Origin of the sequence: Paenibacillus sp. FSL A5-0031 (assembly GCF_001956295.1) — a bacterium.
Lineage (GTDB): Bacteria > Bacillota > Bacilli > Paenibacillales > Paenibacillaceae > Pristimantibacillus.
The window spans coordinates 219175-240721 of record NZ_MRTD01000001.1; the positions used below are offsets into that span (position 1 = coordinate 219175).

General features: G+C 40.4%; 20 protein-coding genes. 16 read left to right on the forward strand and 4 right to left on the reverse strand.

Annotated features, from left to right (window positions below):
• The first annotated feature begins 74 nt into the window (after positions 1-74).
• Both BK120_RS00875 and BK120_RS00880 read left to right on the forward strand, forming a co-directional pair.
• Entirely contained in the window at positions 75-377 is a 303-nt protein-coding gene (locus tag BK120_RS00875; RefSeq protein WP_083681459.1) for a hypothetical protein, read from the forward strand.
• 13 nt (positions 378-390) lie between these two features.
• A complete protein-coding gene (locus tag BK120_RS00880; protein WP_076265589.1) occupies positions 391-849 on the forward strand; it encodes a hypothetical protein in 459 nt (152 codons plus the stop codon).
• Positions 850-986: 137 nt separating this feature from the next.
• Here BK120_RS00880 and BK120_RS00885 read toward each other — a convergent pair whose 3' ends face one another.
• On the reverse strand, positions 987-2009 hold the full coding sequence (locus BK120_RS00885; RefSeq protein WP_076265590.1) for a LacI family DNA-binding transcriptional regulator: 1023 nt from the start codon (positions 2007-2009) through the stop codon (positions 987-989).
• A 338-nt stretch (positions 2010-2347) separates the two neighbouring features.
• On the opposite strand from BK120_RS00885, the gene BK120_RS00890 reads away from it, so the two are divergent.
• The 12 genes from BK120_RS00890 (at position 2348) to spoIIP (ending at position 16423) form a co-directional block, all read left to right on the forward strand.
• Positions 2348-3685: a DUF4832 domain-containing protein gene (locus BK120_RS00890; RefSeq protein ID WP_076265591.1), complete on the forward strand. Its 1338-nt coding sequence runs from the start codon at positions 2348-2350 to the stop codon at positions 3683-3685.
• Positions 3686-3688: 3 nt separating this feature from the next.
• Positions 3689-4990 (forward strand): hypothetical protein, encoded by a 1302-nt coding sequence (locus tag BK120_RS00895; protein ID WP_076265592.1) that lies wholly within the window; start codon positions 3689-3691, stop codon positions 4988-4990.
• A gap of 4 nt (positions 4991-4994) precedes the next feature.
• Positions 4995-6080: a DUF4832 domain-containing protein gene (locus tag BK120_RS00900; RefSeq protein ID WP_076265593.1), complete on the forward strand. Its 1086-nt coding sequence runs from the start codon at positions 4995-4997 to the stop codon at positions 6078-6080.
• Between the two features lie 48 nt (positions 6081-6128).
• Positions 6129-7412, forward strand: a complete 1284-nt coding sequence (locus tag BK120_RS00905) for a Gfo/Idh/MocA family protein (protein ID WP_076265594.1) — start codon at positions 6129-6131, stop codon at positions 7410-7412.
• 7 nt (positions 7413-7419) lie between these two features.
• Positions 7420-8346 (forward strand): ABC transporter permease, encoded by a 927-nt coding sequence (locus tag BK120_RS00910; RefSeq protein WP_076265595.1) that lies wholly within the window; start codon positions 7420-7422, stop codon positions 8344-8346.
• Between the two features lie 2 nt (positions 8347-8348).
• On the forward strand, positions 8349-9242 hold the full coding sequence (locus tag BK120_RS00915; RefSeq protein ID WP_076265596.1) for a carbohydrate ABC transporter permease: 894 nt from the start codon (positions 8349-8351) through the stop codon (positions 9240-9242).
• Between the two features lie 66 nt (positions 9243-9308).
• Positions 9309-10772 carry an ABC transporter substrate-binding protein gene (locus BK120_RS00920; protein WP_076265597.1) on the forward strand — a complete coding sequence of 488 codons (1464 nt, stop codon included), beginning with the start codon at positions 9309-9311 and terminating at the stop codon, positions 10770-10772.
• A gap of 169 nt (positions 10773-10941) precedes the next feature.
• Positions 10942-11664 carry a hypothetical protein gene (locus BK120_RS00925; protein ID WP_076265598.1) on the forward strand — a complete coding sequence of 241 codons (723 nt, stop codon included), beginning with the start codon at positions 10942-10944 and terminating at the stop codon, positions 11662-11664.
• A gap of 161 nt (positions 11665-11825) precedes the next feature.
• Positions 11826-13289, forward strand: a complete 1464-nt coding sequence (pdxR, locus tag BK120_RS00930) for a MocR-like pyridoxine biosynthesis transcription factor PdxR (RefSeq protein ID WP_076265599.1) — start codon at positions 11826-11828, stop codon at positions 13287-13289.
• Positions 13286-14200: a D-alanine--D-alanine ligase gene (locus BK120_RS00935; RefSeq protein ID WP_076265600.1), complete on the forward strand. Its 915-nt coding sequence runs from the start codon at positions 13286-13288 to the stop codon at positions 14198-14200. The genes pdxR and BK120_RS00935 overlap by 4 nt, the downstream gene beginning before the upstream one ends.
• An 87-nt stretch (positions 14201-14287) precedes the next feature.
• Positions 14288-14980, forward strand: coding sequence for an HAD family hydrolase (locus BK120_RS00940; RefSeq protein ID WP_083681567.1), 693 nt, complete (start codon positions 14288-14290; stop codon positions 14978-14980).
• Between the two features lie 189 nt (positions 14981-15169).
• Positions 15170-16423 carry a stage II sporulation protein P gene (gene spoIIP, locus BK120_RS00945; protein ID WP_076265601.1) on the forward strand — a complete coding sequence of 418 codons (1254 nt, stop codon included), beginning with the start codon at positions 15170-15172 and terminating at the stop codon, positions 16421-16423.
• A 132-nt stretch (positions 16424-16555) separates the two neighbouring features.
• Here spoIIP and BK120_RS00950 read toward each other — a convergent pair whose 3' ends face one another.
• The 3 genes from BK120_RS00950 to BK120_RS00960 all read right to left on the reverse strand — a co-directional run bounded on the left by BK120_RS00950 (position 16556) and on the right by BK120_RS00960 (position 20086).
• Complete coding sequence (locus BK120_RS00950; RefSeq protein WP_076265602.1) at positions 16556-16765, reverse strand: hypothetical protein; 210 nt, start codon at positions 16763-16765, stop codon at positions 16556-16558.
• A 319-nt stretch (positions 16766-17084) separates the two neighbouring features.
• Complete coding sequence (locus BK120_RS00955) at positions 17085-19424, reverse strand: MMPL family transporter (protein ID WP_076265603.1); 2340 nt, start codon at positions 19422-19424, stop codon at positions 17085-17087.
• A gap of 47 nt (positions 19425-19471) precedes the next feature.
• Entirely contained in the window at positions 19472-20086 is a 615-nt protein-coding gene (locus BK120_RS00960) for a TetR/AcrR family transcriptional regulator (RefSeq protein ID WP_076266086.1), read from the reverse strand.
• Between the two features lie 283 nt (positions 20087-20369).
• Here BK120_RS00960 and BK120_RS00965 point away from each other — a divergent pair, with 283 nt between their 5' ends.
• Positions 20370-20618 carry a DUF3955 domain-containing protein gene (locus BK120_RS00965; protein WP_076265604.1) on the forward strand — a complete coding sequence of 83 codons (249 nt, stop codon included), beginning with the start codon at positions 20370-20372 and terminating at the stop codon, positions 20616-20618.
• A 149-nt stretch (positions 20619-20767) separates the two neighbouring features.
• Entirely contained in the window at positions 20768-21544 is a 777-nt protein-coding gene (locus BK120_RS00970; RefSeq protein ID WP_076266087.1) for a DUF817 domain-containing protein, read from the forward strand.
• The last annotated feature ends 3 nt before the right edge of the window (positions 21545-21547 follow it).

Consider the following 21547-nt stretch of genomic DNA (forward strand, 5'->3'; position numbering starts at 1 on the left):
CATTTACATGCCCCCCTGAAATCAATAAAACGCGACGAAACCTTATAAAAGCAATACATAAGGAGTGAATAACGATGGTGAATAATTACAAACGCTTCATTCAAAATCAATTCGAAAAAGCGAAGTCTACCGCTTCCGAGCTTATTTCTTCAAGGAATGAAGAAGAAGAAAAAGCTATTATAGAACTCAATCCACAACATTATGTTGAGCTGAAAGCAATCGCCGATAAGCAGCATACGACCGTGCAAGCGATTATCGATGGCATCATAGTCCAATACTTGGCAAGCGCTCCATACGAAATAGCCCCGATCACGTTAGGCCAGAAGGAAGATAACCCGCTTTTGTATTTGGATGGTATTTGCAAATTAGAGGATTAAGGAGTGCTGACAGATGGATAACCACTTGAATGTTCAAGATACAATATTTTTGGATGAAACAGCTTTTGCTGCATTGATGAACCCAGAGGATCCTCATTATGTGAAAGCTCGTTCCCTGTTTTTGGATTTGCATGATCTTGAACGTAATTATGTAACGACCAACTCTATTTTATTTGATCTTCACGAATGGCTTCGCAATGAATACAGCTATCAGCAGGCAGAATATTTTCTAAATGCGATTGATAAGGCAGTCAGTAAAGGCAAGCTGGCGGTCATCTCCAGCGGCCCTGAGTTTGAGGGGGAATCGCGTAGATTGCTTATCAACAGGCCTGAGCTCCGATTCTCTCTCAGCGAAGCATTAACCGCTGTGACTATGTCCTATTATCAGGTGAAACGTATCTTTACTTTCAATCACAATTACATGATGCTAGCCAATTTGGATAAGGATATTCGGATCATTCCGTCCAATTAATAAGCAATTAATACAGCCTTATTGGTAAACATCGTATTAGACTTTTTTAGTATTGATGCAGCAATTGTAAAAACGCCAAAAAGCAGCTCTTCCTCGTTAGAGGAGGGGCTGCTTTTGGTCTTTCTAATGTGAATTGCTTAAGTCGAACTGCGAACGACCAAATGTGTAGGTAAAATAACCTTCTTCGGCAGCAAGCTATTCCCATTCATTCGTTCTAATAATAAGTCAACAGCGACCATCCCAATTTCCTCGGTTGGCACATCAATGGTAGATAGAGGCGGATTGGAGTATTTGGATACTTCAATGTTGGATAGGCCGATAACAGCTACTTCATCAGGCACAGAGATCCCGTTGTTATATAAGCTGTTAAGGGTTGCCATAGCCATCAAATCACTGGCTGCAAAGAAGGCGGTAGGCAAGTTGTTTGTTTGGCATAAATGATTGACTTTATCGATACAGACAACCTCATCCCACATGCAATCAATAAGCCATTCGGGATTTACATTCATTCCAGCAGCATGCATGGTGGAATAGTACCCTTGATAGCGCCGGCTTTCCTTTAAGTTGCTTTTTAAGCCGCTTCCACCTATATAGCCAATATTCGTATGTCCTTTTTCAATAAGATGGCTCACGGCTAGAGAAGCAACATTGTAATGGTCATAACCTACATTATCAATATCCCAGCGTTCTGTATCGATGCCAACAATATGAGGTACCTGCTTGCGAACATATTCATATGTTTCGCTATTTAAGGATTCCATTAGGATAAGCCCTGTAATCGATTCACTAAACGTGTTAAACAAAATCTTCTTATCATCTAATTCAGGACCCGTCCGAATAAAGGCAATATTATAACCTGATTGAAGCAATCTCTTTTCTACACCGGATAATATAGACATGAAATACGGATCGTTATACTTGTTTTTTGTCACACTTAATACGCACCCTATTTTGATTTGAGCTTTGTTTGCCGAATGATCCTTCGTTGCTGCTTGATGCTTGGGGCTATCAGTAATTTTATAGTTAAGCTGTGTAACGGCCTGCCAGACTCTTTCTCGTGTTTCATCTGTGATTTTATACTTCGTATCATGATTTAAAACTCTAGATACGGTAGCCGTGGACACATTCGCTAATTTAGCAACATCCCTAATCGTACTCATAGCTATGCATAGTCTCCTTTTGAAAATGCTAATGATCGTTATATTACGTTGTGATTCGTCATTAGCGCTTTTATGTTTTGTTACGTGAAAATTACGTCCATACCTATTTATCTGTATGTATGCCTACTAATCTATATAGTAACATACGAATGATGCGTAGTCTCACATTAAATTTTATTTGAGAACGATGTAATTTCCTCTTGCAGGATTGGTTAGAAATGTTATAATTGCACCATAAGATTACTAAACAATCACGCATATATAACGTAACACACAACGTAACAAAATAGCAAATGTTGTTTATTTAATGAGAATACCTCGTTAGGAGATGATGAGACATGAATAAAGCGATGACCGTGTACCCGGTAATCGTGGATAGCTTACTAAGCAATCCTGGCATTGGTTTTACTTCAGCACCTGGTTTAATGGATGACATCGGTGATGTGTTTGACAATAGAGGGGAAAAGAAAGAGAAATATAAATTTACGCAAGACAGCAGGACATACAATCATCCGGATAGCAAAGTCTATTTCTGCAGTGCTCGCTGGAGGGATATAGAAATTGCAAAAGGTGTTTTCAGGTGGGAAGTGCTTGAGGAAAAGCTGGAGTATGCCAAATCCATGGGATGTACTGCGGTGGTACGTTGTTCGCCATATGCACTAAGTGAAGAAGATGATATACCGGAATGGTTTCGAGCGGAAAGTCCGGAGGAGCCCGATTTTCCTTTTTGGAGAGTAGATCCTGAGACAACGAGGTATGTGGAGTATTGGTCTGATTTTATAAAAGCTTTTGCAAAGAAGTATGACGGGCATCCCGTAATAAGCTCTATTGATTTGACAATTGTAGGAGCATGGGGGGAAGGCGGGGGCACAGAGTTTTTAGAGCCAGAGGCCATTCAATGTATTACAGATGCTTATTTGGATGGTTTTAAAATAACACCTTTGCAAGCGCTTTTACATGATCCGCTTTCAATGAAGATTATAACGGATCGCAAAGCCAAAGTAGGCTTTCGTGTCGATTGTCTCGGTGACATGGGCGGTTTTCATGGCAAACGATGGTCTCATATGACCGATTTCTACCCTCAGAATATACAGAACTTTAAAATGGAAAATGCTTGGGAGAAAGCTCCAATTTTATTTGAAGCATGCTGGCATATGAATGACTGGTATATTCAGGGCTGGGATATTGATTACATTATTCAAGAAACGCTCAAATGGCATATTTCTTCCTTCAACAACAAAGGGACAATCGTACCGGAGCCTTGGAAAGATCATGTGAAGCAGTGGCTAAACAAGATGGGCTACCGCTTTGAATTAAGAAAGTTCACTTATGATGCTGAAGTTGAGGCAGGCGGGAATCTAGATATTGCTGCTTTGTGGGCTAATGTCGGAGTTGCACCAATTTATAATCGCTATCCGCTTGTTTTGAAGCTAACAAGCAATAAACAGACTTATACACTTTATAGCAGAGAAGATATAAGAGAATGGCTGCCGGATGAAGATATTGCTTGGGAAGAGAGTTTCTCGATTCCGAGCGATGTGCCAGCAGGAGAGTATCATTTAGAAATTGGCATAGAAACAGGTGTACATGAGATTGGAAATGTTAAGCTGGCGATTGACGGAAATAAGGACGGTTATTACGAGATGGGAAAACTTTTAATAAAAGGGGATCAGTAACGAATGTCGATACGGTTGGATTTTAAAACGGCTGCTGCGTACTGCAATTTTGATTATCTACCCGAAGGTTTAGAAGACAAATATAAAAGCTACGAACCGAGTAACAAGACTATACTCATTCCACGTAAGTTTTTAAATGATATTTTTGAGCAATATCAACTTCCCGAGCATACCAAACAGTGGCTGGTTGGCGGAATTGAAGCGATAGAAAAGGATGAAATATTATTTCTATTCACAGCCTTTTTAGTAGATGACATGTGCTCGTTGCGCAATCGCTGTGATGAAGATTTTTATACGAATATGACTCCGGGATGTATGAAGCAATATGGTGATTTGTATTCCTTTCTTTTGCTGCTTGCTTGTGTAGTCCCTTCTATGGAAATGGTGGAAAAACGCGGGATTCCTAAACCATATTACGAGAATATCCCTCATCAGCCACTTAAAGCTCAGTTGGATAAATTAGTTGCATACGGTGATTCTAAAGTCCGTGACTTTCCGTGGGATATGAATTTTTATACATGTTCAATATTTCGATTAGATCGATTTCTCTTTATACCTTATCAATTTGAAGATCCTTTTACGATGTATCGTCATGTTCAAACGGAAGAGGTTATTGCACTTCGACATGCGGGAGAAGAGTTTCGCAGCGATGGGCAAAGGAATGGAATCAATGGTGTATTTGATCCTGGGGGACATTTCACTTCGAAATGGGAGGAGAATGATGATCACATTATCGCTAATCGGATTAATCCAATGGGCTACGTTGAAAGAGAACCAACTTCTATAGCAAAGAAGGAATGGGAACCGGCTCTTCAGCGAGGAGATACCCTTTTAGCGCTGCATATTCCATCTGGACCTGGCTATACACCCGAAAGGCTGAAACATTCGATGTCACTCGCAATTGAATTATATGCTAATTATTTTCCGGAGTTAAATATAAAAGGCTTCTGGAGCGCAAGCTGGCTTTATGATACGAGATTATCACTAATATTGGACAATGAAAAAAGCAATATCGTATTGGTTCAAAGGCAGTTTTATAATTATCCCACATTTGAAGGGGACAGCATGCTGCGTTATGAAGCCTTTGGAGATCGGGAGGCAGATCCTGTCCAGAACGATGTGAAGTACAAAACCTCGTTGCAAAGAGCTGCTGCAGCTTATATGAAGACGGGAGCGCGATTTAACACTTTAAGCATGATTGTTTTGAAGGAAGAAATCGAACAGATTGGAAATATGCCCTATATTTCAGATGTGGATATTGATCAATTCTTTAATACCGTTGACTGCCATTTACAGAGGAGGTAATGGGATGGGTAAATATTCGCTTGAAAACTACGAGAAGTATAAAACCGTAAAATTCCGGCCTTATCCATTACCGAGTAATGACGCTCAATCAAGAAATGGTGCTTTCCAATATGTTTCTTATTCATGGAATGAACTAGAGCCAACTAGAGGGGAATACAAACTCGAACAGCTGAAGACAGCACTTAAATCAGCAAGAAATCCAATACTTTGGATCAAACCGGACTTACCTTTATGGGTGAAAGGTCATGTTGATGAATGTTTTGCTGCTTTTATAAGAAAAGTTGGGAGTTATATAGATTCAGATAGTCGACTTGAAGGAGTTGTAATATCGACTCTCGCTGACGGTAAGGAAGAATGGAATGCCTATATGGATTCTTTTGAATTCACGACGCTTCTTGCTGATCTGCACAATGCAAGACTAATTCAATACTTAAGGGAACATGGCCGTGGGTTTGGATTGATCGTTAATTGCAGTGAAGATAACTGGATAACATGCTGTGAAGCATTTGCCAAACAGAAGCTGCAGCAGGTATGGAAGAGTTATCCGGTCGTCCTGCATTTTACCGATAATGTATGCGGTCCTAATTGTAGGCGTGAGGCGCATCGATGGCATGCAAGCCTTTCTAATTTGGAAATAGAGCTTGGGTATGACCTTACTCTAGGAAGATTGACATATCCAGAGAACGTTTCTTGCGGGGGCAGCTTGCCGCTTCGATTCTGGTTTGTTAACACAGGGACTTCAAAAATTTACCGTGAATTTCGTTTGTGGGTGAAATTAGTGCAAGGGGATGTATCGTATGAAATTCCCATCCATGCTGCAACGGAGTCATGGTTAACGGGGGATCTTGTCCATAACGAGATTATACAATTGCCGGATATGCCGCCGGGAAATTATACATTAAGCTTTGGCTTGTTTTTCGAAGACCGAACATTCATCAATCTGAATATACAAAGCAACGTGCAGGACGGTTATTACGAGGCAGGTACTGTGAACGTTGAAATCACAAGTGAAGATCCTCTTTTGAATATATGGGATACCTATTATCCCGAAGGATATTATCCATTGGAAGATCCTAAATTGCCGGAATAGTAATAGAGTGCATCTTGGATAAAAACTCATACGCTGGGGGTAGTTGATTTGAAACTTGCATTAATCGGAGCAGGGCAAAGAGGCATGATTTATTCAGAATACGCAAGCAAAACAGTAGAAATTGTTGCGGTAGTTGAACCAAATGACAATAGAAGAAAGGTAGCAGCCGATCAGTTCGGCATCCCTCGGGAGAATCAATTTCAATCTGTAGATGAATTTTATCGATTGGGAAAAATTTGCGACGCTCTTATTATTTCTTCGATGGACAGAGACCATTATACGCAAACGATGGAAGCGCTTGATCTTGGTTATGACATTCTGTTGGAAAAACCAATTTCGCCAAGTCCGGAGGAATGTTTAAGAATACAACAAAAAGCAAATGAAAAAGGTCGCAAAGTTATCGTTTGTCATGTGCTCCGATATACAAATTTCTTCGCAGAAATAAAAAAAATTATTGATAGCAATGAGCTGGGAAAGATCATAACCATTCAGCATAATGAAAACGTCGGAAATTATCATATGGCTCATTCTTTTGTAAGGGGGAATTGGAGAAACAGCGACCTAGCGAGCCCAATTATTATGCAGAAATCGTGTCATGATATGGATATATTGGCATGGCTTGTGGACAGTGATGCGAAGCGGATTTCTTCCTATGGGGACCTGACTTATTTTAAAGAAGAGAATGCACCAGCTAATAGCGCTGATCGATGCCTAGACTGTAAAGTTGCCGCAGATTGCCGCTTCGATGCCAGAAAGGCTTATCTTCCTATCAGAGGACAATGGCCGGCTACAACAATTTCAGTGGATCAGACTGAAGAGGGATTATTGAAGGCTTTGGAAACAAGCCCTTATGGACGTTGTGTTTATCGGTCTGATAATAATGTTTGTGACCATCAAGCATCCATTATTGAGTTCAAAAATGGCGTAACGGTCACCTTTAATTTAAGCGGTTTTACCAATAAGATGTATCGTACGCTTAAAATTATGTGCGAGCATGGAGAAATTAGAGGTGATGACAGCTTAAATATCATTGAAGTAACGCGGTTCACATCCAATATGTCTGAACAATATGAGCACACCGTGATCCGGCCAGCTGCCATGAATGGCGGACATAATGGCGGGGATACAGGACTGATGATCGATTTCTTGGACAATTTAGAAAATGAGGACAGCAACAGCAGATCTTCCATTGATAGATCAGTAGAAAGTCACATTATGGCCTATGCAGCTGAGAGAGCAAGGGTTACAGGTACAGTAATTGATATCGATCATTTAAAGGAAGAGCTGCAAGAAACATTACGCGATAGCCGTTCGATAACGATGCAAAGGTAGTGATGTAATGAGTTCAGTTGTGAAAGGTTTCTTATATGAGATAAAGAAAAACAGAATATTGTATCTCATGTGCGTGCCTGCGCTTGTTGTATTAATCATGTTCAGCTACATCCCTTTTGCAGGAATATGGATGGCATTTACCGACTTTAATGTAGTTGACGGCATATTTGGCAGTAAATTTGTTGGTCTTGATAACTTCACTTACTTTTTCTCTAAAAATAGCATGGGCTGGAAGGTTACCTATAACACCTTATACATTAACTTTTTCAGCCTCATTTTAGGCATTATTGTTCCAGTCAGTATCGCTGTTTTCTTAAACGAGATACGCAATAAATCGTTTAAGCGGATTGCTCAAAGCATGATGTTTTTTCCCTATTTTATATCGTGGGTTGTAGTAGGCGCTATTCTTTATGGGATCTTCTCAACGGATGTAGGTGTTGCCAACAATATTTTGGAATTTTTTGGGGCAGATCCGATTAGATGGTATTCAGAACCGAAGTATTGGAAATGGATCATTATTCTATCGAGTGTTTGGAAGTGGAGCGGGTATAGCTCGATTCTTTACATGGCTGCAATGGCTAACTTTGATGGGAGCTTGTATGAAGCAGCGAAAGTAGATGGCGCGAATAAGCTGCAGCGCATTGTTTTCTTAACGATTCCTATGTTAAAACCAACGATTATTGTCTTAACTTTACTAAGCGTTGGACGGATCTTTTATGGTGACTTTGGTATGATATACGGCATTGTCGGCAATAACCCGGTACTTATTGACGAGGTTACCGTCATCGATACTTATGTTTACCAGTCTATGCGTACGTTGGGCTTTTCTTATTCGACTGCAATCGGATTATTTCAGTCTCTAATGGGATTAATTCTAATCTCTGCAGCTAACAAATCGGCTAAGAAAATAAACGATGGAGAGGGTCTATTTTAATAATGGAAACTAATCGATTGCTTGGAGATAAACTCGTAAAGAGCTTGGCGTACTGTTTTATTGGCTTATTTGCACTCGTTTGTTTATACCCGCTTGTATTGACCTTAAGTGTTTCCTTCTCATCTGAGCAGGCCATTGTCAAAAATGGTTATTCGATTATCCCGCTGAGTCCAAGTTTGGATACGTATAAATATATCTATGTGAATAGTGGCATGAAGATATTGAAGTCTTATGGCGTAACCATCTTTGTAACTGTAATTGGTACGGTAAGCGCATTGCTGATTACAAGTATGATTGCATTCTCGATATCCGTAAAAAAGCTAAGATATCGCAATATTATCGCATTCATTAGCAACTTTACGATTATTTTCTCGGCCGGCTTGATTCCGTGGTATATGGTTAGCGTGAATTATTACGGTTTGAAAAATAGTATTTTAGCATTAATCCTTCCTTCTATTTTTAGCGTATGGAATATGTTTTTGCTGCGAACGTATTTTTCTAGCATTTCACCGTCTTTATACGAAGCAGCGGAGATGGATGGAGCTAATTATTTTACCATTTATTTGAAAGTAGCTCTTCCTTTAAGCAAGACTGCTCTGCTCACAGTGGGATTAATGTATGCGCTGAATTATTGGAATGATTGGTGGAATGCACTCATCTTCATCAACGATAAGGATCTATTTCCGCTGCAATACTATCTCTACAACATTCTATCGAATGTAAATGCGATCAGCTCCGGCCGTATTCCCTCTGGGGCTTCCGGTAACATAACGCTGCCAGCAGAAACCGTAAAGATGGCAATTACCGTAATTACAATTGGTCCTATTATTTTCCTATTTCCTTTTATTCAAAAGTATTTCGTTCATGGCATTATGGCGGGCGCAGTAAAGGAATAAGCGATACATGGTTTGTAGCCTATCTAGGCCTAACATACATTAACCATTAAATAGGGAGGGTTATCAATGAAATCCAGTAAAATGCTTATCTTTTTGGTTTTAATGCTAGTTTCTACTTCAATTCTTGCAGCGTGTAGCAACAAGGAAGAGGTTGGAGGAAAGGGGAAGCTCGAAACACTCACCATCTTGTACCCGGGGGACGAAAGTGATCGTATGACTGAATTTCTTGGAAATGAATTTTCAGAGAAAATGGCAGCCGATCTCGGATTAAAGTTGAAAGTTATTTTTGTGCCATGGGCTCAGTACTGGGAGCAAAAAGATATTATGCTCGCTGCAAATGAACCGATTGATCTTTATTGGGATGGTCTTCCCGACCTTTCTACCATTGTGAATAAGAAGCAAAGCATGCCGTTGGATGATCTAATTAAGCAGTATGGCCAGGATATGCTCAAAGTGCTGCCGATGGAACAGTTTCAGGGTGCGGTAATTGACGGCAAAATTCATGGTATTCCATCGGCGTATGCTCCGTCATCAGCCATGTATCAACTGGTTGCTGTTCGTCAGGATATACTAGAGGCTGTTGGGATGAACGAAATAAAAACAGCTGAAGATTTAAAAGAGTTTGCAACCAAAGCGAAGAAACAGTTCCCGGAAATGAAAGGGCCAGCTGATATTGTCTTTAAACCTCTAACCAGATATTTTACAGAAGAGCAGTATAACTTTATTGCAGTAGAAGATTTAATCGTATTTGGCGAAGACAGCAAAAAAGCACATAGCTATTATGAATCAGAAGCTTTCCAAAAAGTAGCGAAATTTAACCGCAGTATGTATGATGCAGGACTTTATTCAGAGGATCTGACTATCAAATACAATGAACGGGATTCTCGCATGCAGACAGGTCTATACTTATGGGTTGAAGGCTCGTTAGGCAAAGAAATGGAAATTATAGATGCAATAAAAGCAAATGCACCTGATGCTAGAGTGAAAACTTATCTATTGGCACCTGAGAAACCTCGTTATATTACTGCAACAGGAGGTGAAGTTCTTGGCGTTCCGGTAACGGCTCCTAATCCAGAGGGTGCGATAAAATTTGTGAATTGGATTTATAAATCCAAAGAAAATTATCAATTAGCGCTCTACGGCGTTGAAGGCAAGGATTACGAGATTGTAGATGGAAGAATCAAAAAGCTGACTGCAAATGAGTTTTTCTATGAATGGATGTTTAGAAACCAGAATTATCAATTGTTTGGACCGGACGTAGCACAAGAATCTATTGATCATTATAAAACGTGGGATGACGAGGCAGTAACTTCCGCTTCACTCGGCTTCCGATTTAATAATGAGAAAGTAAAATTGATTGAGACTGCCCTAAAAGAAGTAGCAGGCAAGGACTTAGCGGCTATACGCTCAGGCTTTGTTGATTTTGAAACGGAATATCCGAAAGCGATTAAGAAGCTAAAAGCAGCAGGGATTGATGAATACGTAGCTGAGATTCAGCGCCAGTTGGATGAGTTTTTGGCTAGTAAATAAACTGATATTATATTTTAAATTCATAGCATTGGCATAGGAGTAAAAGTAAGTGATGTGAAACCCCGACCTTAAAAGAGGTCGGGGTTTTTGCATTGTTTTGAGTAACGCCTATGCAGGATGTAGTACTATAGAAATAGGAACCATTCTTTCCTTTTGAGGGGTATATTTAATGAAGAAAAGTAAGCAAATTAGGGATTTAATATATGTGAGCGGGGAGCATGAGAAGAATTATTTTTGCTCCTATGGAATCGAATTTCATGAATTTATGAACTGTGTACATCATAGGCCGGAGAACTTTATACTTCTTAAACATGATTTTCATAACGTACAGACGAATCGGCATTCTAGACTTCATTATGTTTTGAAGCAAGGATTGGATGAATTAATTGAAGAAAACGTGTATGACTATGGAGATTTTTGTTGGGTAGATTTCTCCAAAGAAGAGGAATTAAATGCTTTAAGCAACAATCAAATCGCTGAATTATTGTTTTTTGGCCAAATGGGTGAGCCATTGCATCATATACCAAAGCTGAGGTTTGCTTATTTTGCACATGATGATGGCTGGTTTAACAAGCTTTATGTTACAGATTTATATGATTATGAAGTTCTTTTAGCTAAAGTGATTACTTTTAAGCTTCATAAACTAATCGGTAGGCAGGTTCAAGAAATTCCAAAGGACATATCATCGGTACTTTTAGAATGGACAAGAGATGGATTATTGATTGACTTGTCAAAAATTCAAAAAAGTAAAACTGAATTAAGAATACCGGTAACCTTTATTGGTCATGACATTGATATGGACAGCGTATACGATTTTAGAAAAAAAATTAGGGATTACAAGGTTTGGTTAGTTTATTCAAAAAAGGTATGGAAGCTTATTAAAGAAGATTAAAACGAACGTTTGCGTTATGGGGAAGTATCATCCCTGTCATTTGAGCGCGATTGTTGATATTTCTGATGGGTTATTCCTATCCACAGGTAGCCTGAAAATCAGACATCGTGGATCTTATTATATTGATTAATGTATGTCATTATATTTCTAGGGGGGATTGGATGTTTACTGAATTCAATTTGACGGATGACAGCCCTGCCTATACCCAAGTAAAAGAATACATGAAAAGATTAATTACTTTAGGTGTATTGCAAGCGAATCAGAAGCTCCCGTCCACGCGCGAACTCAGTTCTATGCTGAATGTCAGTAGAAATACGGTAGTTAGTGCATACGCAGATTTGAAAGACGAAGGTTTTGTGTATGTAGATAAAGGAAAAGGGAGCTTTGTTGCTCAAAAATTCGGTGAGGCAGCAACTGACCCTTCATGGCAGCTTGATTGGAAGCAAAATATTAGTAAACAAACGAAGATTGCTGAAGAAATGGATCTTAGCAAGCACGGGATACGTTCGAGCACAGGAGAAATCAATTTTACAAGTATCGCACCGGATGGGAAACTGTTTGATCTCGATAATGTCAAACGAGCATTTTTAGATCGGATGTCCATAGAGGGTGAAATCATCTTAAACTATGGATATGCACAAGGCTACAAGCCTTTAATGGAATATTTACTTCGATATATGGAGAATAAAGGGGTAAATCTAGAGGGTAAGGATATTCTGATTACGAACGGTTTTACAGAAGGATTAGATCTCATTTTATCGGCTTTAATTAAGAAAAATGGTCGTGTCCTTTGCGAGAATCCTACCCATCATGCGGCAATTAAACTGTTTAAGATGCATGGATTTGATTTTGAGGGTATCAAAATGGAGCAAGACGGAATTAATCTTGTGGAGCTGGAGAGAGCATTGTCAGAAGGATCCTTTGATTTAACCTATCTTGTACCTTCTTATCATAATCCAACGGGTATTGTGATGTCTCCCCATAAACGAATGGAAGTCATCAAGCTGCTCCATAAATATCAAGTCCCGCTTATTGAAGATGGGTTCAACGAGGAGCTAAGGTTTTCAGGAGACCACATTGCCCCTTTACTTGCATGTAATGGAAATGGAAATAGTGTCATCTATCTGGGCAGTTTTTCGAAAATCCTTTTCCCCGGCCTCCGGGTTGGATGGGTCTTGGCTGAGAAAGAGCTCATTTATTATCTGGAAAGTGTAAAGCGTGCGCGAAGCATCCACACCTCCACGTTAGATCAATCCTTACTTTATCAATATCTTCATAATGGCAACTTCGAGAAGTATTTGAAGAAAGCCAAATCTGAATATAAACGAAAATGTGAATTAGTCATTCGGTGCTGTAAAGCGTTTATTCCGTTAAAACGCCTTTCAGGCGACGGAGGGCTTCATGTTTTTATTGAATTCGAAGATAACTTTGATACCAATGTCTTATTAGAATACTGTCGCCACAAAGGAGTCATATTTACTCCGGGCAACATTTTTTTTACAGATAATAAAGGTCATCATACGATGCGGCTTGGTTTCTCACGAGTAGCAGATGAGGACATCATAAAAGGGATTCAAATTATAGGTGATACGGCTAAACAAATGATGAAGGAGAGACAGCTATGAGAGTTGGAGTGATAATGGGGGGTATTTCATCAGAAAAAGAAGTATCCCTTATGACTGGACGAGAAATGATTGCTAATTTGGATAGAGAAAAATATGAGTTGTATCCGATTGAAATCAATCGAAAAGATGAACTCATTGAAAAAGTGAAAAATATTGATGTAGCTCTGCTTGCGCTTCATGGGAAGTATGGAGAGGATGGAACGATTCAAGGGGCGCTTGAAACACTTGGCGTTCCTTATACGGGGTGCGGTGTTTTATCGAGCAGCTTGAGCATGGATAAAAATATATCCAAAAAGCTTTTTCGTCATGACGGCATCGATACTCCTGACTGGATTCATTTGAATAGTGCAGATGAATTATGTGTTGAAGATGTCGAACGACTGGGTTATCCGGTTATCGTGAAGCCAAATTCAGGCGGATCGAGTTTAGGAGTCAAAATAATAAAAAACAAAGAAACGTTAGTTGATGAGATATTAGAAACCTTTCGATGGGATAATGAAGTGTTGATCGAGCAATATATCGAAGGCGAGGAAATAACCTGCTCCATTTTAAACGGTAAACTTCTTCCTATCATCGCTATTCGGTCTCAATCCGAATTTTTTGATTATTCTTCCAAGTATGATGACGGTGGAGCCGATGAACAAGTGATTCAGCTGCCTCCTGAGATTTTTGAACGGGTTCGTGCTTCTGCACTAGGCTGTTACAAAACATTAAAATGCAGCGTTTACGCCCGAATCGACATGATGATTAAAGATGGAATTCCTTATGTAATGGAAGTAAACACATTGCCTGGCTTGACGAAAAATAGCCTTCTACCCAAAAGCGCCAAAGCTGCGGGCATTTCATTCAGCCAACTGTTGGATCAGATTATTGAATATTCATTAATGGAAAGAAAGAATGGGTTACTATAGATTAAAATGAACGAGGCTGCCGGTTTGAAACGGCAGCCTCGTACTATAATTGAGCAGTTAACTTCAATGATTTGTGTTAAAGTGGGAATGATCATGTATTTTATAAAGGGAGAGGAAGAAATGTCACTATCACTTATCTTTGATATGGACGGAACATTATTTCAAACAAATAAAATTTTAGAAATATCACTTGAAGATGCATTTAATCAGTTAAGGTCAATAAATGAATGGGACAGCGCAACGCCTATTGATAAATACCGCGAAATTATGGGTATACCTTTACCGAAGGTTTGGGAAACTCTCTTGCCCAACCATTCCAAAGAAATAAGGGAACAAACGGACTTATACTTTCTAGAACGATTAATTGAAAACATTAGAAGCGGGAATGGTGCTTTATATCCTAATGTAAAAGAAGTTTTTAGTTATCTAAAAGACAATGGATTTTCAATATACATAGCTAGCAATGGTTTAACGGATTATTTAAAAGCAATCGTTAGTTATTATCATTTGGATACCTGGGTTACTGAAACCTTTAGTATTCAACAAATTGAATCGCTGAATAAATCAGATTTAGTTCAAAGCATTATTGAGAAATACGGTATTACCAACGCAGCTGTAGTAGGAGATCGTCTATCGGATATAAATGCAGCCAAAGATAATGGTTTAGTTGCCATTGGATGTAACTTTGATTTTGCACAAGAAGACGAACTCTCTCAGGCAGATATCGTCATTGATGACTTAATTGAGTTAAAAACAATAGTGTCACAGTTGAAAAAATAGGTGCTAGTAAAAAATATAGTTACATATGAGTGCTTGATAAATTGATTTGTCTTTATCTGTCATGTCTTTTGAATGACTCTACTAGGAATTTACGCTCATTTTCGCGTTCTAGAAAATAGATTAGAAGGATTTTCCTCCATTGCTGTCGAAATTCGTAGAATAAGTATTTGAAATGGAGGAAAGTTAGCTTTGAGATTAAGAAATCAACTATTGGGTGGAACGATCATTCTTTCTTTATTAGCAGGGGGATCCGATTCTGCCTATGCGTCAATTCAGAACTTGTCGGCAGGAAAAAAGCTAAGTCAGGGAGTACAACAGTACGCTCAAACCGTTCAAAAGAAAGAAACAATCGCTAAAATTGTGGATACTACCAATTTGCGCAAAGGACCGGGACTGGAATATGAGATTGTTGCCAAAGCGAAGGCTGGCACTTCTTATCCAATCGTTGGATCGAAAGGGGAATGGTACAAAGTAACTCTTTCCAGCGGTAACACGGCTTATGTTGCAAATTGGGTAGTGGAGACGGTTGAGAGTAGTGGCAGCCAACCTACTTCAAATAATGGACAAAACCAGGAAAATACCAACAAGCCGAGTGGTGGTCAAGATAAGGAAGCTATAGTAAATATCGTAGATACTACTAATTTGCGCAAAGGCCCTGGTTTAGATTATGAGATTGTTGCCAAGGCGAGAGCGGGAGAAACCTTTCCTGTCGTCGGATTAGAAGGAGATTGGTATAAAGTATCGCTGCCTAGTGGAGGAACCGCTTACGTTGCTAATTGGGTTGTGAACACGGGGAGTAACAAACAAAGCGGCAGTAAAGTGTATATCTATCATACGCATAATAGGGAGTCCTGGAGAAATGTATTAGGTAATTCAAAAGGGACCTCCGTCGACGATGCCAAAGTGAACATTACGCTTGTAGGCAAGAAGCTTGCTGAGAGTCTTCAGAAAAAAGGGATAGCCTCCATTGTTGAACAGACCGACTTTACTGAAAGATTGAATGAACAGAAATTAAGCTACACAAAAGCCTACGTTGAATCGCGTAAAGCAGTCGACAAGGCGATGAAGGCTAATTCATCACTATCCTATTTCTTCGATATTCACCGTGACGCTGATGTTCCGCGCAACAAAACAACGGTTGTCATTAATGGTAAAACGTATGCGCGCATTATGTTCGTCATTGGAGACGCTAATCCTGCACATAAGGAAAACAAAAAGTTCGCCGAAGCGTTAAACGCTCTATTGAACAAGAAGTATCCTGGCATATCGAGGGGAGTTCTTATGAAAAGCGCCCACCAGGGGAATGCCGAGTACAACCAGTCCGTCTCTAATGGAAGCCTGCTTCTGGAATTTGGGGGAGTAAATAATACGCTGGAAGAAAATCTCCAAACTGCAGAGGCTTTCGCTGACGTGTTTGCGGAGTATTATAAATCAATTAAATAAAGTAAAAAAAGCAGGGGAAGTTTCCTTGCTTTTTTTGTTCCATGCTCGCATTCAGTTGTTTATCATAATGTTAAGGGTCATATAAAAAATAAAAAAACCGATTTTTACATCGGCCTTGTAGACATTGTTTTTTTAAACGAAAAATGAATTTGCTGTTCTGTGAATAATGCTTCCATCTGACATACGAACGGAATCATCGTTATATCCTGTTATGGTTGAAGCTGGTCTAATCTGCATGCCGTTTTGCATTGGTTTGATTATTGCTTTTTGAGCAATGGCAACTTCAAAATCTTTGTTCGTAATTAGTCTTTGACCTTCTTGAAGTGTAATTTTTGCTTGCATGTAAACACGTCCTCTACGGTTCTATTTTTTTGTATTCTAAGGACAAATAATACACTAATAACTTTATACAAAGCAATGGAAGTGAATGCAAATGAGAAAAAATATTTCAGAATATGTTGTAAAATATACAAAAAAGTGAATTTTAATCTCAATACGTGATAGTATACCCCAACGAATCCTCAATCATAATTTTGTCAATCTAATGGGTTCAATAATTCTTCTACAATTCCCGATGCATGAATTTGGGATTATATGTGAAAAAAGGCAAACCAGATGATCCGGTTTGCCTTTTTTGTAAATCAAATTAGCGAAAATTGAATCAATATGCTCGACGAGGTTTAGCCTTAATGTTAGCAGCGCTCTCCTGGCTCTTCAGTTCAGCTAGAAGCTTATCACCTTCGACATCCAGGTTCGGCAGCATGCGGTCTAGCCATTTCGGCAGCCACCAAGCTTTGTCGCCAAAGACAGCCATGACAGCTGGTACAAGCGCCATGCGAACGAAGAAAGCGTCAATAAGAATGCCGATTGCGAGTGCAAAACCGATCTGCTTGATCATAATATCATGTGCGAAAATAAAGCCTGCAAACACGGACACCATAATCACGGCAGCGGCTACTACTACACGGCTGGCTTGATTGTAGCCGTGAACGACACTCTCTGTTCCGTGATGACCATGTACGTAAGACTCGCGCATGGAGCTGACGAGGAACACCTGATAATCCATTGCCAGCCCGTAAAGAATGCCGGTAACCATAATTGGCATAAAGCTGAGCAGCGGACCTCCGGTATCAAAGCCGAAGAGGGAGTGAAGCCATCCCCATTGGTATACGGCCGTAGTAATCCCGAATGTAGCGAGCACACTGAGAAGGAATCCAACCGTAGCTTTGAGTGGAACGATGATTGAGCGAAACACGAGCAGCAGAATAATAAGCGATAGAATGACGATAATGCCGACGTAGAGAGGGAACACCTCAGCCAGCTTTGATGACATATCGATGTTAATTGCTGTGAACCCAGTAACGCCAACCGTGACATCATACGTTAGCGCCATGCTGGAATCAGAAGCTCGAATCTCACGAACTAGGTTTTTGGTTTCTGCATCCGTTGGACCTGTTTTGGGGATGAGGCTAATAATCGCCATATCTCCGGTTTTGTTTACGCCCATAGGTGTCACAAGCGAAACATTCTGATGCTTCCCTAGATCCTGCACTAGACCATTCAGCAATTCCGGCGTCACTTTGTCCGATGCGCCATTTGGCTTTGCTACTAGGAGCAACGGGCCATTGAAGCCTTCGCCAAAACCGTTTGAAATGGCGTCATAGCTCTGCCTTGATGGTGTATCTAAGTTAGCCGTGGCACCTGAAGGGATGCCCATTTCCATTTTTGCGACTGGTAGTGCTGCTGCGCCAAGAATGACAATAACAGCAATAATAACTAGCCAGCGTCCTTTCGCTACAGCCGTTACCCAGCGGTGTGCAAACCCTTGAGCAGTTTTATTCGTTTGGGTGCTGCTCTTTGTACGTGCTTTTGCCGAGCAGATGCGTTCACCAAGCAAACCTAGCAGAGCCGGCAGTAGAGTTAAAGCAACCAGAACATTGACGAGGACAGCCAACGCAGCAACAAGCGCCATGGCAGACAAGAAGCCAATTCCGATGACAAGCATGCCGCACAAAGCAATAATAACGGTCAAGCCAGCGAAAAACACTGCACTTCCGGCAGTGCCGACTGCTCTGCTGGCTGCTTCCCGCGCACTTAATCCCTGATCAAGAATCATGCGGCGCTGACGATTTACGATAAACAGCGAGTAGTCAATTCCGACGGCAAGCCCAACCATAAGCGCTAGAACAGGAGTGAGATCAGTCATATGGATGAATTTTGAGAAGGCGTATGCACCTCCTACGCTAATTCCTACTCCCATTAAGGCAGTTAGAAGAGGCAAGCCAGCTGCAACAACCGAACCAAGTGTCATGAATAGCACAACGGCAGCTACGGCAATACCGATAGCTTCTGTTGATCCAATGGAAGGTTTAGTTGACAGCGAGTCGCTTGGCAATGCTTGAATACCCGTTTGTTCAACAGACATGGCGGCATCAATGACGGAATCGGGTACCGATTCAGGAAGCGACATTTGCTGAACGGTGAATTGGAATTGGAATAGGGCAACGCTGCCGTCAGAGGCAAGCATCACGCCAGGTACCGGAACACCGTTGACCATTAGAGGGCCGAAGGGAGGTAATTCACCTGTGGTTGCTTGCGCTGTTCCATCCCCTTGTTGAGGTGCACTCCCTTGAGCGTTTTCTGCAGCTGAAGCGCCGGCTTTAGCTGCCAATTCAGCAGCATTAATAACATATTCAAGGTTATAAACATCATTAACAGCTTTAGTGATGGCACTCAAACGCTCTGGTGTATCTAGACGTTCGTCTTTGGGGGCCGTAAACACGATGCTGGCTTGTCCACCTGAAGCTTCTGGCAGTTCCGCTGACAATTGATCTAATACCTTCTGTGATTCCGTTCCCTCAATTTTCATATCGGACGTTACATGGATTCCATTGACCCCGAGTATAGCGAGCACAACTCCGAGAATAGCGATCCAGCTAATAATGAAATACCATGGCTTGGTATAGGCTGACTTGCCCAATCTGTACAGAAAAGTTGACATCTGTTAATGATTCTCCTTTGCATGTAGAAATAACGTGAGGCAGTGTACTAAAATCCGTTTCGCAAGTAACCAAACATGGTATCTAAATACTGATCGAACGTTACGGCCTCTGGGGTTTCGTCGGCTGATTGACCTGGTAACAGCACACTCAGGCTGCCATCCAGTATGGGAAGCATGGCTCCATAAACAGCTCCGGCGAGGAGATGGGTATACCCATCGGGATATCGTTCATGGGAAAACTCATCTAAAGTTTCCTGAGCCATAATTTGCAAACGGCGCAGTCCGCTTAAAATGTAAGGCTCAAGCGTAGGGTGCTGCCTCGAAAATGATACAAGCTGTCGCAGTTTTCCAATATGTTCTCCTGTCAGATGCAGCTTCATCAACTGGTGAAGAATGTCGAGTGGGGACATGTCCTCGTTTAAGCTTTTGATCCAATTCCCAATTTCGTCGGCGCCTTTAAAGATGAGAGCTGCCGAAGCTATCGCTTCCTCTTTACAGGAGTAGTGGTTGGCAAACGTTCTTCTGGAGTAACCGGCGCGCTGCACGACATCTTCGACGACGAAACCATCCATTCCCCTTTCCAGAGCAAGAGCGAAAGCTGCATCGGCAAGCGCATTCGCGGTTGCTTCTCTTTTGATATCGCGTAGGCTTTGTTTATTCATCATGTAACGCTTAAGCGTTCACCCCTTTTAAATAGAATGGAAGCTTTTTCAAAAATAATCCCTGCTTATATTATTGCCCAATGGGCAATGATGCACAATGAGCAAGTTGTTACGAATTTGTGGCGTTGAGCTAAACGATTTGAGCGAGAGCTTACAAATACGAAAGTGTAAAACATTGAAAATAATTAAAACAACAAGCATTTATTGTTTTGCGATAAATTTATATTGACTTACATAGATATTGACGATATTATTTTCATAGTTAGCTAAGAAGAGGGTTTTTATGAGACAGAAAGGATTATCAGCGTGGTTAAAATTAGCTTCTATCCCAATTTTTTTGGGAATCATTTGTCTAGTTATCGGAATGATGGGTAAATCTGAAGTAGCTCCAGATGGTACGCTAATAGAACCATTGTTCTTTTTAATTCCATTAAGTTATCTATTATTTTTAAGTGGAATTATTTTATTATTGTTGCTCGCTGTCATTTCTATGATCAAAAAAATAAACATAATTTATAGAACAATAAAATAAAATAAAAAACAATTTCCTGAGTAGAAAAGGAAATTGTTTTTTTATTTAACATGGCAGGAGCTCTATCTCGTAGGACAGTTGTTGAACGTTGACACTGTCGTGAAATGTTATCCTTTGGTCATGGTGAGGAGAGAAACAAATTGAAATCAATGTTACAACTACTGCATTTTGGCTACCATCAGGCGATGAGCTGCATATTTCCAATTGCGATTTTTGGAACATTAGCTCTTTCTAACATCGTAGAAATACCTTTCATTCATCGTTATGATGCCATTCTACTTGTGCTGCTTGGCGTGCAATATCTCATGTATCGCAGCGGATTAGAGACACGTGATGAAATCAAAGTAATCTGTATATTTCACATCATTGGTTTGCTGCTTGAGATCTATAAGGTCAGGATGGGCTCTTGGTCATACCCGGAGCTAGGGTTTACAAAGTTGCTTGGTGTCCCGCTCTATAGCGGATTTATGTATGCAAGTGTTGCAAGCTTTATGTGTCAGGTTTGGCGGAGACTACGAATGGACATGACGGGCTGGCCTGGGCTTGTACCATCGGCGCTGCTTGGAGGAGCCATCTATTTCAACTTTTTCACACATCATTTTATTCCTGATTTTCGCTGGTGGCTGACGGCGCTTGTATTTATTGTATTCTGGAAAACATGGATCATATTTAGGGTCAGAGCTATAACTTATCGAATGCCTTTAACCCTTTCATTTATTATTGTAGGTTTTTTTATTTGGTTAGCTGAAAATATTGCCACATTTTTTAATGCTTGGAAATATCCTGATCAGAATCAAACCTGGCAGCTGGTCAGTTTCAGTAAGATTAGCTCATGGTTCCTTCTGGCAATCATTAGTGTCATTATCGTCGCCCAGCTGAAACATGTAAAAGCGGAACGGACAAAAAACGATTCATCATTCAGCTAGGAT

Bases quoted from the DNA above. Each gene is read 5' to 3' on its own strand.
- BK120_RS00875 (WP_083681459.1), top strand. From the start codon at position 75: ATGGTGAATAATTACAAACGCTTCATTCAAAATCAATTCGAAAAAGCG.
- BK120_RS00880 (WP_076265589.1), top strand. From the start codon at position 391: ATGGATAACCACTTGAATGTTCAAGATACAATATTTTTGGATGAAACA.
- BK120_RS00885 (WP_076265590.1), bottom strand. From the start codon at position 2,009: ATGAGTACGATTAGGGATGTTGCTAAATTAGCGAATGTGTCCACGGCT.
- BK120_RS00890 (WP_076265591.1), top strand. From the start codon at position 2,348: ATGAATAAAGCGATGACCGTGTACCCGGTAATCGTGGATAGCTTACTA.
- BK120_RS00895 (WP_076265592.1), top strand. From the start codon at position 3,689: ATGTCGATACGGTTGGATTTTAAAACGGCTGCTGCGTACTGCAATTTT.
- BK120_RS00900 (WP_076265593.1), top strand. From the start codon at position 4,995: ATGGGTAAATATTCGCTTGAAAACTACGAGAAGTATAAAACCGTAAAA.
- BK120_RS00910 (WP_076265595.1), top strand. From the start codon at position 7,420: ATGAGTTCAGTTGTGAAAGGTTTCTTATATGAGATAAAGAAAAACAGA.
- BK120_RS00915 (WP_076265596.1), top strand. From the start codon at position 8,349: ATGGAAACTAATCGATTGCTTGGAGATAAACTCGTAAAGAGCTTGGCG.
- BK120_RS00920 (WP_076265597.1), top strand. From the start codon at position 9,309: ATGAAATCCAGTAAAATGCTTATCTTTTTGGTTTTAATGCTAGTTTCT.
- BK120_RS00925 (WP_076265598.1), top strand. From the start codon at position 10,942: ATGAAGAAAAGTAAGCAAATTAGGGATTTAATATATGTGAGCGGGGAG.
- pdxR (WP_076265599.1), top strand. From the start codon at position 11,826: ATGTTTACTGAATTCAATTTGACGGATGACAGCCCTGCCTATACCCAA.
- BK120_RS00935 (WP_076265600.1), top strand. From the start codon at position 13,286: ATGAGAGTTGGAGTGATAATGGGGGGTATTTCATCAGAAAAAGAAGTA.
- BK120_RS00940 (WP_083681567.1), top strand. From the start codon at position 14,288: ATGATCATGTATTTTATAAAGGGAGAGGAAGAAATGTCACTATCACTT.
- BK120_RS00950 (WP_076265602.1), bottom strand. From the start codon at position 16,765: ATGCAAGCAAAAATTACACTTCAAGAAGGTCAAAGACTAATTACGAAC.
- BK120_RS00955 (WP_076265603.1), bottom strand. From the start codon at position 19,424: ATGTCAACTTTTCTGTACAGATTGGGCAAGTCAGCCTATACCAAGCCA.
- BK120_RS00960 (WP_076266086.1), bottom strand. From the start codon at position 20,086: ATGAATAAACAAAGCCTACGCGATATCAAAAGAGAAGCAACCGCGAAT.
- BK120_RS00965 (WP_076265604.1), top strand. From the start codon at position 20,370: ATGAGACAGAAAGGATTATCAGCGTGGTTAAAATTAGCTTCTATCCCA.
- BK120_RS00970 (WP_076266087.1), top strand. From the start codon at position 20,768: ATGTTACAACTACTGCATTTTGGCTACCATCAGGCGATGAGCTGCATA.